A 13,247-nucleotide genomic window follows, 5' to 3' on the forward strand; every position below is an offset into this window, starting at 1 on the left:
CTCATGCCCGTCGCCGGTATCAAGGCTGGTTCGTCCGTCCGCCGACGGAGGGCAAAAGGCGTTGGTCAGCCGCAACCTATTGAAGACGAGCTACGCGAACAGAACGAGCGTTTTTCGGCAGCGGTCGAGAACATGTCGCATGGCCTGTGCATGTTCGATGCCGATGAACGGATGATCATCTGCAACAGGAACTACATCAGTATCTTTCGCCTCGACGCCGAAGTGGTGCGGCCCGGCATCCGGTTTTTCGACATCCTCCAGCACAGCGTGGATATCGGCATCGCCTCGCAAAGCGCTGAGCAACTCTATGCCATCCGCAAGCCCTATATCGACCAGGCAAAACCTTCCACCTATGAGGAAACGCTTGCAGACGGGCGTATCGTCAACATTTCGCACCGGCCGCTGGCGTCAGGCGGTTGGGTATCGATCTACGAGGACATCACCGAGCAACGGCGCGCCGAGCAGGAGTTGAAGGAGCAGCACCGCCGTTTCGACGCGGCACTTGCCAACATGTCGCAAGGCCTTTTGATGTACGATGCGGATGGCAAGCTGATCGTGCGCAACGAACGTTTCCTGGAACTTTATCATGTCAGGCCGGCCGACTTCCCGCTTGGCATGAGTCACCATGATGCGTTCAAGCGGCTGTTGGAACTGGGCATTTATACAAAGCTCGACCCCGACAGCGAAATCTCGCAAATCGAAGCCTGCCTGCGGGCGGGGAAAACACACGTAACGCATCGCCATCTCGCTGACGGCAGGACGCTGCTGGTTGCGCGCCGGCCGATGAGCGGCGGCGGCTGGGTCGCGACGTTCGACGACGTCACCGAGCGCAGGCGCGTGGAAGAGCGCATGACCCATCTTGCGCACCACGACACACTGACCAACCTGCCCAATCGCTCGATGCTTCGCGAACGGCTCGACCAAGCCCTGAGTGAGACGAGAGACGGATCGCTGGCGATATTCTCGCTCGACCTCGATCACTTCAAGGCTGTCAACGATAGCTGGGGCCACCCCGCCGGCGACTGGCTGCTGAAATGCGTGGCCGAACGGCTGCAACGGTGCCTGCGCAATGAAACGGACGTTGTCGCCCGCTTCGGCGGTGACGAATTCGTCATCATCCAGTTCAATCTCAAAAGCCCGGGCGACGCGGAAAAGCTGGCCAAACGCATCGTCGAGATCATCGGAAAGCCGTTTCGCGACAAAAGACACGACATGCGTGTCGGCATCAGTCTCGGCATTGCGCTGTTTCCGAATGACGGCAAGGACGCCGACACTTTGCTGAAAAATGCCGATATGGCGCTCTATCGGGCAAAGAGCGAAGGGCGCAACCTGTACCGCTTCTTCGAACCAGCCATGGACGCGATGGTGCGGGCACGCCGGGCGCTCGAAATCGATCTCAGGGCAGCGCTGTCGCGCCGGGAATTCGAGCTGGATTTCCAGCCGATCATGAACATCGCCTCCGGCGAAATCGTCGGTGCCGAAGCCTTGATGCGCTGGCGTTCGCCGGTGCGCGGCCTGGTACGGCCGGACGACTTCATTCCGGCCGCCGAGGAGACCGGGCTGATCGTGCCGCTTGGAGAATGGGCGCTGCGAAAAGCCTGCACGACTGCGGCAGGCTGGGCGGCTTGGCGCATCGCCGTCAATGTCTCCGCCGTGCAGATCAAAAGCGGTACCTTTGCCCGCAGCGTTATCTCGGCACTGGCGTTCTCGGGCGTGCCGGCCAACCGGCTTGAACTGGAAATCACCGAAACGGTGCTGATGGACGAGAGCGATCTGGTGCTCAAGACACTCAGGCAGCTACGCGATCTGGGCGTCCGCATCGCGCTGGACGATTTCGGCACCGGCTATTCGTCGCTGGGCTACCTCAGGCGCTTTCCCGTCGACAAGATCAAGATCGATCGCTCTTTCACCCGTGACATCGACAGTCGCGATACCGCGGCGATCGTGCGCACCATCATCGGGCTTGGCGCACAGCTGGGCATCACCGTCACCGCCGAAGGTGTCGAGACCGAAGCGCAGCTTGAATTCCTGCAAAAGGAGGGTTGTGTCGAGGCCCAGGGCTATTTGATCGGGGTGCCGTCAAAGGCGTCGGACATTAATCGGCTGCTGAAGTCGAGCGCGACGATCCGGCAATCCGGCTAAGTGCGACAGTCTCGCGGAAGCGCGGGCAACCGGCTTAGATCTCCTTGAGATGACGCTCGATCCGCGTGTTAATTCCTTGATAGGAGAAGGCGGCATTCAGGTGTGGCGAACCAGGAGGTTCCCAACGGGTCAGAGATGTCCGCTCAATGCCCCCACCATATCCTTGTTCGTCGCCACGGGAACGATCTCGAATTCGACCAGATCCGCCCATTCGATGACCCACCGCTGCAGGAGCGTGACGTCATCGGCCTCCACCAGCAGGAAGCAGCGGCTCATATCCGCTGCGATCCAGCTGTGGTGCACGAGAAGCGCGTCCGGCTTCAGGCGGCCATGGTCGCGGAAACGGCGGTAGATCTCCTTGCGGTCGCAGCCGCGAAAAGCCTCGGTTACGAAGAACAGCATCTTTTTCCCCTCAGTTCGGATATTATCGCCCCGGCCGGTCGAGCCGCTCCAGGAACCACTGCGTCAGCCGCACCCAGACCTCGTCTTTCTCGCCGGAGTCTTCCCAGCCGTGGTCGAGGTTGGGGTTGTCGTTGACCTCGATGACGAAGACGCCGTCCCTGGTTTCCTTGAGGTCGACGCCGTAGAGGCCGTCGCCAATGCAGCGCGCCGCGCTCACCGCCGTCTCGACGACATGGGCCGGTGCTTCCTTCAGGGTGAAGGTCTTGATGCCGCCCTGGTCGGGCTTGCCGTTGGCCTTATGATTGACGATCTGCCAATGTTTCTTGGCCATCAGATAATGGACGGCGAACAAGGGCTGGCCGCCGAGGACACCGACGCGCCAGTCATATTCCGTCGGAATGAATTTTTGCGCGATCAGGAGGTCGGAATCCTCCAGCCATTCGGTTGCGAGCGTCTTCAACTCTTCGAAGGTGCCGCATTTCTTGACGCCGCGCGAAAACGAGGAGTCCGGGATCTTCAACACCAGGGGGAAGCCCAGCGTCTGCGCCGCAAGTTCCAGGTCCGAGATACCGGCTATCATCACCGTCGGCGGCACCGGTACCTTGTTGTAGGTCATCAGCTCGTTGAGATAGACCTTGTTGGTGCAGCGGATCATCGACAGCGGATCGTCGATGACCGGCATGCCTTCCTGCTGGGCGCGGCGGGCAAAGCGGTAGGTGTGGTTGGAGATCGAAGTGGTCTCGCGGATGAACAGCGCGTCGTAGTTGGCGAGCTTGGCCAGATCCCGCTTGGTGATCGGCTCGATTTCGACGCCCATCTTTTCAGCGATCTTGGCCCAGTGGCGCAGCGACGAAATCTCCGACGGCGGCAGTTCCTCATGCGGATCGACCAGCGTTGCGAAAGTGTAGCGCGCCGGAGTGCGGCCCTTGGTGTCGCGCCACTCGCGGTTGGTGTAGGTCTCCAGGCACTGGAGAAAGTGCGTTTCCTCGTCCTCGGTCATCCTGGCCAGGGGATGGAAGCCAATCTTGCGGATCGAGGCCCATTCGGCGCTGTCCCTGATGTGGAGCTCGAGCGCCGGGGCACGGAACCAGTCGAACAGAAGTTTTGCGAAGCGGTCCCAGATCCTGGATGGTCCGATGCCGAAGAAGATGCAGACCTTCTGCGGAAAAGCGCCACCCAGGTCCTTGCGGCACTTGTTGAGTGCGAGTTCGAGTTCCGGCAACGCGTGCTCATAGAGCTTGCGCTCCGACAGGTCGATCATCGTTTCGACCGTCGGGATGACCTTATGGCCGCGCGAACCGGCAAGCAGCGACGCGTAATAGCCGCGGCTCTGGTAGCCATAATTGTTCGACAGGTTGATGACCTTCGGCCGCTGACCGCGAAACAGTACCGGATGGGCAAGGTAGTCGCGATTGGTGATGATCTTGTGCGGCGTCGCCACCTGGTCGAGATCGTTCTGCCGGCCGGTAAGGATGACCCAGGTCATTGGCTGTCGCGCTTTCCGAGAGTGATGGCGGCGCGCAATCCGTCGCGGCCGAATTGCGCCATGTTCATGAAGATGCCGTAAGGCACGGGAATGTTGGCAGCATCGAGGATCGTCTCCTGCCGCTCGTCCTCGACCCAGGGGTCGTGGATCAGAATATGATCGCCGTCGTCACCGATGGCCAATACCCAGTGCGGAACCTTCTTGCCGAACATCAGGAAGCCGCTGATCAGGACCAGCACCAGTTTTCCCTCTGCGATCGCGGTGCGAATGTCGTCAAGCCCGAATGAACGGTAATTCACCGGGATGCCGTAAAGTTCCGCGCGGCGGCGAAAGTCGACCTGCGCCAGCTCCATCACCCGGCGCTTGTCCTCGCTGCGCACCGACTGCAGGAACAGCGCGCCGTAGAAGGAGACATAGATCTCAGCAGCAAGCCCGCTCTCATAACCGGCGACGGCCAGCCCGAACGGTTCGCAGCCGCCCGGCCCCGACATCATGAAAACGGTCGTCGCCTCACGCCACAGCCGGATTTCCATCACTGGGTCCGGCACGAATCCGGGGCCGAAGTAAGCCATCGCCATCATCAGGCAGCATGGTCCGCAGGTGAATTCGCAAGTCTGCTGATAAAACGGCACTTCGGTGGCGACCGGAATGTCGCCGCGCAAGGTTTTTTCATAGCGCAGCGCCGTGGCGCCATCCTCGTAATAGTCCGGTTCGCGGCCGATCTTGCGGTAGCCGCTCTGCTCGTAGATCTGGATCGCGCGCGGGTTGTCCTCGCGGACCTCCAAACGAAGCATCATGCGGCCGTGCTCGAAAGCGGCGGCCTCGGCCTCTTCCAGCAGCAGGCGGCCAACGCCACGGCCGCCGAAAAATGGACCGACGGCGATCGAATAGAGTCGCGCGACGCCGCTGCCCTTGCGAAACAGCACGACCGCATAGCCGGCGACGTGACCATCGTTCACGCCAACCAGCAGTTCGGCGGTGTCGCGTTCGATCAGTTGGCGAAAGGAGCGGCGAGAAATGCGATCGCTCGAGAAAACGGCTTTTTCGATGGCGGCGAGGTCATCGACGTCGGACGCGCGGGCCTTGCGAATCTCGGCAGGCATGCGGGCTCAGAAAACCTCGATTGGGTTGTGGAAACGGCCCTAGTCTAAACATCGGTCACACCAGCCGAAGCGCCAGCATTCAGCAAGCGCTATCGCACCTCGATTAGGGCCGAATTGTGACAGTTTTCAAGGCAGGCAGGTCGCGCAAAGGCTTTGAAACGACCTTCGTGTTTCGGCATCGGCGCGGCCCCGGAAAAACGAGATCCTGCTCAGCTTTTCAAGCCCGCCAGAAGCTGGCCATAGGCGCTCTTGGCCACCGCGGCCAGTTGCTCGCGCGGCAGCGATCCGACGACGGCGCAGCCATAACCCTTGTCCAGCCAGTAGACGGCCTCAGGACCATTTTCCTCCGACCCATAAGTGCCCTTGGCCTTGGCCGCCGATTCGGCGATTACGAAGAGCGATATGCGCTCGCCCTTGTCGTCCTCGTAAAGCAGCATCGCGGCCTTGCCCTGGCCGGCAGGCAGCAGCCGGCCACCGACCAGTTGGAATCCCTGCGCCGCCAGATCTGGCGCCACCAGCTTCAAGCCCACCTGGTTAGACAGCCAGTTCTGCAAATGATCCTTGTCGCTTGCCGGCACTTCCACAGCATGCCGCTTTTCAGCGGCATAGATGACGTGGGCGGCAATCGCCTCTTCGGCAAGCTGGTCCTCGGCCGTATTTTCCAGGCCGAGGCCGCCGATGCCGGCAAGATAGCCGCCAGCACCGCCAATCACCAGCATGGCGGCAGCGGCGGCCGCAAGCCACCAACGCGAGCGCGACGCCGTCGCCCTGACCACCGGCGCCTCGCCGAGCACCACCTTATTCAGCCGCACCGGGACGGGTTCGTCCAGCACGCCGTTAAAGGCCGCGCGCAACGCTGCCCGGTCAGCGGCGTAGCGTGCGCTCTTGGCCTTCATCTCGGCATTGGCCTCGAGCCATGCCTCATAGGCCGTCCGCTCGTCGCCCGGCAACTCGCCATCGAGGGCCATGTGGATGTCGCGTTCGGAGAAATCGCGCCGGCTCATTTCTCGACGATCCTTATCGATCGGCGGCGCGCGGTGTCGTCCAAAAGCCCGCGCAACTCCTCACGCCCGCGCGCGATGCGCGACATCAAGGTGCCGGCGGGAACCCCAAGGATGTTGGCGGCTTCGGCATAGGAAAACCCTTCGATGGCGACCATCACAAGGGCCGCGCGCCGGTCTGGGCTGATCGCCTGCAGAGCCTCGACGATCTCGCGCGAGGCGATGCTCTCGACCTGCTCGGCGGGTGCTGCCTGCGCCTCGCTTGCCTCGAGCGGCAGCATCGCCGCCTCGCCGCGCCGGTTCACCTTGCGCATCTGGTCGATGAACAAATGGTGCATGATCGTAAACAGCCACCTCCTGGGGCTTTCTCCTGTCTGCCAGTTGTCGAGCCGCACAAGCGCCCGCTCGAGACAATCCTGGACGAGATCGTCGGCGGAATCGCGGTCGCGCAACAGCGAGCGTGCATAGCGGCGCAGACGCGGTATTTCGCCAAGGATTGCTGCCTTCTTTTCGTCCATGACCGCTGGTTCTGGCGCCCTGTCCGTGGTGATTGAACGCGCCTTCGCGGCGCGGCGCAAGCGGCCAGCGCGAAGCGGTCCGCCGCCCCGGTCACCCAAGCATCTGAATAACGCTGCCAGCGGCAGGTTTATTCCCGGCAGGATTGAGAGGCAAACAGAATCCCTCCCATCGCGAGCGACGCGACAAAGACCCGATATCCCGCCTTGGCACGTGCCGGAAGGCGCAGCGATCCAGAATCGAGCCGTCGAGTTCCTTCGCACACCCTCTGGCCTGCCGCCGCAAGGGGGGAGATTGGCGGTTTCGGCGACAGCGCCTTTTCTGCATCCCTGGAAAATTGGCGAAGGCAGTAATAACAGCGATCTCCCCGCAAGTGGGGGAGATGTCCGGCAGGACAGAGGGGGGCGCTGTCCAGGGCGCTGTCCCGCCGACATTGCCATCGGCAGATACGCAATGTTTGATCGAAAGGAGCCAGAATCGGGATGGGGTGAACCTTGCGGTTCCTCCCCTCCCACACTACCCAGCATACGGGTCCGTACAGGGCGGTTCGGCTGGTTATGCGGCTTTGGCAGGAGCCATGGCCGCCGGGCTTTCGGAAACGGCGTTCGCCGCACCGGCTTCGGTCCCTGCCCCGAGACGGTTGCGGGCTTCACCCGCTCCCACGTCAGGCTTCAGGGAAGGCTAGCTCCAGCTGGATTTTCCGCCGCATGGCCAATGCGAGAACTCCGTCCTACTCGTCCTTCCAAACCGTTCGGGCCTTCGCCTCCGCGGCAAGCCCGGCGACTATTATGCCCTCTGCTGACTTCTGCACCGCGATCGGCGCGCCTCACGGCGGGCCCAGGCCGGAATCCCGGACACGGCACAGCTCTCCCAAGGTAAGATCGACCGCCTTCCCCGCACACCCGCCAGATTTACCACCCCGGGCCTTGATGACCTTGGACTTCGCGGTCAGTTGCCCGCTCGTCCGGCCGGGTAGGCCTCATATCCGGTTCTTGTCCATCGGGTCGCGGTTTTGCTCCACATTTCCTTCAGACCCCGCCTCACGACGACGCCCTTGTGCTTCGATAACCCTTCGCCGCCATCAGGCTGGGTAGAGGACTTGCACCTCCGAGCTGTCGATCATGCTCGGCACACACAAAAAGCCCGCCTCGGCGGGCGGGTCGTTGGAGCCAATTGGCACCATACCCAAATTAGTACCATAGCTGCCGGCACAAAGCAAGAACAAAATACTTTGCGACCGGCAAAAAATGCGAATTCGCTTCGCCCTGTTCGCCTTTGAGGCCGCGTTCCTTCGCGCCCCCCTCTGCCCTGCCGGGCATCTCCCCCACAAGTGGGGAGATTGGCAGCTTCGGCGACAGCGCCTTTTCTGCATCCTTGGAAAATTGAGGAAGGCCGTGACTCCAGCGATCTCCCCTGATCCCTTAGGCCTCCCTCGCGGCCCTTGTCAGCAGCCGCTGATAAAATAAGCCGATGCCGATGAGCACCGCGCCGAGGCCGATGAAGGACAGCGCCCGCAACACACCTTCCAGCTCCGACATGTCGAAGACGAAGACCTTGAGCACGGCGACCGAGATCAGCGCCGCCGACGCTATGCGCAGCACCTGCGACTTCAGCCAGACACCGGCGGTGAGCAGCACCACGCCGATGACCAGCCAGAGCGCCGAATAGGTATAGGTCTCGAGCTGGCCGAGGCCGCTCCACAGGCCGATGAACTCACCCTTGAACAGCCTCCTGACCGACAGCGTGGCATAGGCGAAGGCGAGCACCGCCGCCATAACCGCCAGCATGGCCGCATACCATTTCGGCCGCTTGTCGCGGGTATAGAGCGCCAGTGCGCCTGTCGCGACTGCCGGCAAGAGGTAGGCGAGCAACAGAAGGTTGAACACCGGAATGCTGCCGGTCGATTCATCCGTCAGCAACGGGTTCAGCGCCAGAAAATGCTGGAGGACGATGAACGCGACCGAGACCACGCCCGCTGCAATCGAGCCGTAGCGCAGCACCGAGCTTGGCGAGCGCATGTCGATGGCGACCAGGATGGCACCGGCACCGATGGCGATCAGCGTGTAGATCGACTGTTCGGCAAGCGTCGCAGCAGCCGTATCGATGACGCCGCCATGCATGGCATGGCGCACCAGCATGGCGACGGTGAGCAGGGCAAACAGCGCGGCGCCGGCCTCCATTGCGAGGCGCGGTCGGCCGTTGGTGGTTCGGGCAAGCTGCCAGGCGGCAAAACCGAAAGCGAGCGCCGGCACGCCATATCCAAGCAGCAGCCAGTTGAACACCGGCGTTTTCGACAGGAACTCGGCACCGACGATGGTCGGGTCGAAGGCAGCGCGGCCGAGCACTGCAATCACCGCACCAACGGAAATCCAGCCAAGCACCGGATAGCTGCGCCAGCGCGTCGCCAGCGCCGGCACGACGGCGGCTGCTCCGAGCAGGATGGTTGTCCAGCCGGAACCAAAGGCCATGTGCAGCATCAGCAGGCCGGCAATCGCCGCCCCGCCGAGCGCGAAGGAGACAGCAGCGCCGCCGGTTAGCGGCGGCGCTTCGCCGCGCGCTATCCATTCGCCGCCGGCGACGAAGACTCCGACCAAAATGGCTGCTGCGGCCGCATAAGCGAGATCGCGGTCGAGATTGCCGAAGGTGAACCAGAGCGCCAACAGAATGATCAGGGGCGCGACAACGCTCCAGGCCGCCCATGTGGCGGCGCGCAGCCAGCCAGAGGCCGCAAAACGGCGCGCCGCCCAAAAGCCGGCGCCGATGAAGACCAGGCCGAGAGCGATGCCGACCCTGAGCATCAAGGCATCGGACGCCACGACCGGCATGCCGTCGACGCCAAGAGTGCCACCCGAAAAATCGGAAGCGATCGTGGTCGGCGGAATGATGCCGATATAGGCCAGTACCGTCGCCAGCCCGGCGGCGTGCAGCAGTGCAAGCGCCCGCGGCCGGTAGAGCGCCACCGCCACCAGGGCTGCGACAAGGGCGGCCCCCGGCAATGCACCGCGGATGGCGGCGAAGGCCGGATCGACAAACAGGGCCAGCGCCGAAAGGCCGACGAAGAAGCCCGGCGCGATCGACGGCCAGTCGAAGCCGCTGCCGGCGACCGCTTCGTCGCGGCGGCCAAGCCAGACGAAGGCGAGCACGGCCAGTGTCACCCCGTCGATAAAGAGGATGACGGCAAGGTTCGCCCCCGGCGCGTCAGTCATGTAGAAGATGGTCCAGATGCCCGTGGCGACGAAGGCTGCGGCCATCAAAAGCCTCCAGTCGCGGATGCGGGCAATGACGCAGGTGGCGGCGAGCACGATCGCCAGATAGCCGAACAGCGCCCACGGATTGGGCGCCTGCGAGGCGACCAGCAGCGGCGTCACCATGGCACCGAGCAGGCCGACGCCGGCCAGCGCCTGACCGTGGACCAGGCTTGCCGCGATCGTCGCCACCCCGATGGCGCCGAGCAGCGTGAAAGCGAGCGTCGGGCCGATGAAGCCGTAAACGCTGTACGCGGCGTAGACGGTACCGAACAGGATGAAAGCGCCGGCCGCCGTCAGGATCGCCGGGATATAGGCACCGGCGGCACCTTGCACCGGCACCCTGAAGCCGGTGCGCCGGATGAACTCGCCGCCGGCGACCAGCACCAGCCCGAGTGCCGCCGCCATGACAAGCCGCACGCGTGGCCCGAAAATGCCGGCCTCGATGGTGTAGCGGATCAGAAACAAGCCACCCAGCGCCAGCGCGATGCCGCCGACCCAGACCGCCCAGCGGGTACCGAGCGCCGTTTCGACGTCGGACTGGCGAGCTGCCTTCGCCGCTGCCGCCGGTTGCGCCGACTCCGGCGCGGACGGCGCCGTTGTATCGGCATCGGCCTCTGAAGCTGACACGACCGCTGCGGTCCGTGGCGATACGGCCATGTCGGCTGCGGCCGCAAGCGGGATTGCGGCATCCGCCGGTTTGCTGTCGTTTGCAGCCGGTTCCTTGGCTTGCGGCGGCAGCGCAGGCGTGCCCGAAAGCACAAGGCTGCGCAAGGCGCCAAGCTCGCGCTCGATCAGGCCGATGCGGCTCTGCTGGCGTGAAATGATGACGAACAGCACGATGATGGCGACGAGGCCAATCAGGCTTTCAAACATGGCGGTTCCCCCAAACCAGGCCAGTTGTCACTGACATTCAATGTTCAGTGACATTCAAATGCGGCGGCCAAACGGCCGGTCCATTCAACGTGCCGCCAGATTGGCCGGAAAGATCGAGCATGTTTCGGTGCCGAAAGCCAGCAGCTTGCCATTGGCGTCCTTCAGCGCCGCTTCCGAAACCGTCGGCGTGCGGCCCTTGTGCACCATTTTGCCCTCGCACACCACCTCGCCCGTCCTTGGCGTGATCGACCGCCTCAAATTCACTTTGAACTCGGCCGTCGCATAGGCCTCGCCCACTTGCGAAATGGTGCCAAGGCCGAGCGGCGAAACGTTTTCGGGATCAGGTTCAACTTCGCTCATCTGGTGGTTTCCCCGGTGGCGGCTTCCCCGGCGCTTGCCTTGCCGGATTCATGGCCGGGTGAATGATGCCTGCGCAAGGCGGCGAGAAACCCGGCGCGGGCGCCGGGAGGCTCGATGCCGCGCGGTTCGTAGACATGGCGGGTCAAAAAGAAGCCGGTCAGCCGGAAGGCGTCCTCGATCGCCGCCGGATCGGCGCGCAGCCCGGAGCCGCGCTGCAGGAAGGCAGGCAGCGCCAGCATCTTGTCGCGCCACGGCGCGCCCGCCGCCCGCGACACGGCGCGGCCGGATTTCGGCGAGACATAGGCAAGGTCCTGCCTGGTGCCGGTCGCCGCACACTGGCTGAGATCGAGGCCGAAACCGAGGTCGTCGAGTACCAGCAGCTCGAAGCGGGCCACCAGCTCGCCGGCGGCATCGGCATCGTCGAGATGAGCGATCATCACCGCAAGCGTCTCGTAAAGGCCGCCATGGGCGTCACGCTCAGGCAGAAGACGCAAATGCGCGGCCATCGTCTGCAGGCCGTAGACGGCAACGGCGCTGTCCATCAGCCGGGCGGCGTTCATCTCGATAGCCTCGACCTGGAAGGTGCCGAGATGCTCGTCAAGCCGCGCCCGCCACAACAGGTCGACGTGATTGCCGGGCTGCAAGACAGGCTGCTGTTTGCGCGAACGGCCGCCGCGCACGAGACCGAGATGGCGGCCATGCGCGCGCGTCATCACCTCGAGAATGGCGCTGGTTTCGCCATGCTTGCGGGTGCCGAGAATGATTCCCTCGTCGCGCCATTCCATGACGAGAGCTTGTCACCGGTTGGATGGCGAAATCAAGATGTGCGACGTATCCGCCGCCAAACCAAAACGGCCCGTAGCGTATCGCTACGGGCCGTTTTTTGCGAGATCGTCGTTTGATCAGAACGAGCGCTGGAAGCGGAAGATGCCGCCGATTGTGTCGGCATCGTCGGCATCGAAATTGTCGTAATAATCGACTTCGGCGGTGATCGTGTAACCAGGAACGATGGTGTAGGCGACATTCGCCGCAACGGCGAAGTCTTGGTCGTCGGTATAGGAGACCTGGGCGTTCAAAGACGTCTTCTTGTTGACGGCATAGCTGCCGCCGCCCCAGACGGCAAAGTTGCCAGTCCACGGCTTGTAGAAGTTCTTTGCGAGGTTGTCGTCGCTGCCGTAGCCCGCCATCACGAACAGGGTCAGGTCAGTAATCGGCTTGACGTCGAGGCGAGCTTTGCCGGCCCATTCTTCCGACGTGCTGTTATAGGCGCCGACCGCGGTGATCGCACCCCAGTCGCCCTTGTATTTCACGCCGCCGACGACAAACGGAACGTAGCTGTCGATCGACTGGTCAGCGCCGGAGCCCGTTTCGACCGAGGCGACTGCCGTAAAGCCATTACCGCCGTCGAAGTAGTAACTGATCAGGTTGGTGTCCTTGGTGCCGTAAGGAATGATAGTGTCCTGGACGACGTTGCCGGCGTAGCCGATGAACGAATCATAGACAGTTTCATCCTTACCGACGCGGAAACCTCCAAGCTGGATCCAGGCGAAGTTCAGAGTAACCGCCTTGTTGTCCTGCACGCTGAAATCAACACCGCTCACGGTGCGTTTGGTATTGCCGAAGTTGAAACGGGTCTCGGTATAGGTCTTCAACGTGCCGAGCTCGGTTTCCTGGCCGGTCCACGTCTTCAAATTGAAGCGGGCATTCTTGTTCCAGGTCTGCTGCTCGTCACCGTCCAAAAGGTCGTGTGTCGTCGCGCCATCGAAAACGCGGCCGGCGTCGCCGAAGCTGGCGTCATAGCGGACATAGCCGCCGATGCGCAGGCAGGTCTCGGTGCCGGGAATGTAGAAGTAGCCGGCGCCGTAGACGTCGCAAATCTTGACGTATTCGGCGGGTTCCGGCTCGGCGACCACAACAGCGTCGGCGGCGCGCGCACCGGAGACCGCGACGAATGCCGCGGCTGAGCCGAGAAGAAGGCTCTTGATATTCATTTTCTGACCTCTCCAGTCAAAGTTAAAAATGGCTTTGGATTCATGGGTTGAACGGCTGAACGCCTCACCCACGTCGAAAAAGGCGCGCACCGCACCCCCTCTTCAGGCGGCGAACATACTCATCC

General features: G+C 62.8%; 10 protein-coding genes. 1 reads left to right on the forward strand and 9 read right to left on the reverse strand.

The features are described 5' to 3' along the window. The first annotated feature begins 3 nt into the window (after window positions 1-3). On the forward strand, window positions 4-2,142 hold the full coding sequence (locus tag NKI18_RS27525) for a putative bifunctional diguanylate cyclase/phosphodiesterase (RefSeq protein ID WP_352620451.1): 2,139 nt from the start codon (window positions 4-6) through the stop codon (window positions 2,140-2,142). 129 nt (window positions 2,143-2,271) lie between these two features. Here the strand turns inward: NKI18_RS27525 and NKI18_RS27530 are convergent, their stop codons facing one another. The 9 genes from NKI18_RS27530 to NKI18_RS27570 form a co-directional block, all read right to left on the reverse strand. Next, the gene (locus NKI18_RS27530; RefSeq protein ID WP_352620450.1) at window positions 2,272-2,544 is read right to left on the reverse strand and encodes a DUF3303 domain-containing protein; all 273 of its coding nucleotides are present in this window, start codon (window positions 2,542-2,544) and stop codon (window positions 2,272-2,274) included. Window positions 2,545-2,566: 22 nt separating this feature from the next. Beyond that, a complete protein-coding gene (locus NKI18_RS27535; RefSeq protein WP_352620448.1) occupies window positions 2,567-4,030 on the reverse strand; it encodes a RimK family ATP-grasp domain-containing protein in 1,464 nt (487 codons plus the stop codon). Then, the gene (locus NKI18_RS27540) at window positions 4,027-5,133 is read right to left on the reverse strand and encodes a peptidase C39 family protein (protein ID WP_352620446.1); all 1,107 of its coding nucleotides are present in this window, start codon (window positions 5,131-5,133) and stop codon (window positions 4,027-4,029) included. The genes NKI18_RS27535 and NKI18_RS27540 overlap by 4 nt, the downstream gene beginning before the upstream one ends. 209 nt (window positions 5,134-5,342) lie before the next feature. Further along, window positions 5,343-6,137, reverse strand: a complete 795-nt coding sequence (locus tag NKI18_RS27545) for an anti-sigma factor family protein (RefSeq protein ID WP_352620444.1) — start codon at window positions 6,135-6,137, stop codon at window positions 5,343-5,345. Then, window positions 6,134-6,652: an RNA polymerase sigma factor gene (locus tag NKI18_RS27550; protein ID WP_023677758.1), complete on the reverse strand. Its 519-nt coding sequence runs from the start codon at window positions 6,650-6,652 to the stop codon at window positions 6,134-6,136. Before NKI18_RS27550 ends, NKI18_RS27545 begins: the two co-directional genes overlap by 4 nt. 1,419 nt (window positions 6,653-8,071) lie before the next feature. Further along, on the reverse strand, window positions 8,072-10,771 hold the full coding sequence (locus NKI18_RS27555) for a DUF2339 domain-containing protein (protein WP_352620442.1): 2,700 nt from the start codon (window positions 10,769-10,771) through the stop codon (window positions 8,072-8,074). 84 nt (window positions 10,772-10,855) lie between these two features. Further along, window positions 10,856-11,131, reverse strand: coding sequence for a PaaI family thioesterase (locus NKI18_RS27560; protein ID WP_352620440.1), 276 nt, complete (start codon window positions 11,129-11,131; stop codon window positions 10,856-10,858). Beyond that, on the reverse strand, window positions 11,128-11,916 hold the full coding sequence (gene recO / locus NKI18_RS27565; RefSeq protein ID WP_352620438.1) for a DNA repair protein RecO: 789 nt from the start codon (window positions 11,914-11,916) through the stop codon (window positions 11,128-11,130). The genes NKI18_RS27560 and recO overlap by 4 nt, the downstream gene beginning before the upstream one ends. A 117-nt stretch (window positions 11,917-12,033) precedes the next feature. Further along, on the reverse strand, window positions 12,034-13,122 hold the full coding sequence (locus NKI18_RS27570) for a porin (RefSeq protein ID WP_352620436.1): 1,089 nt from the start codon (window positions 13,120-13,122) through the stop codon (window positions 12,034-12,036). Between the last annotated feature and the right edge of the window lie 125 nt (window positions 13,123-13,247).

This window comes from Mesorhizobium sp. M0800 (genome assembly GCF_040320095.1).
Classification (GTDB): Bacteria; Pseudomonadota; Alphaproteobacteria; order Rhizobiales; family Rhizobiaceae; genus Mesorhizobium.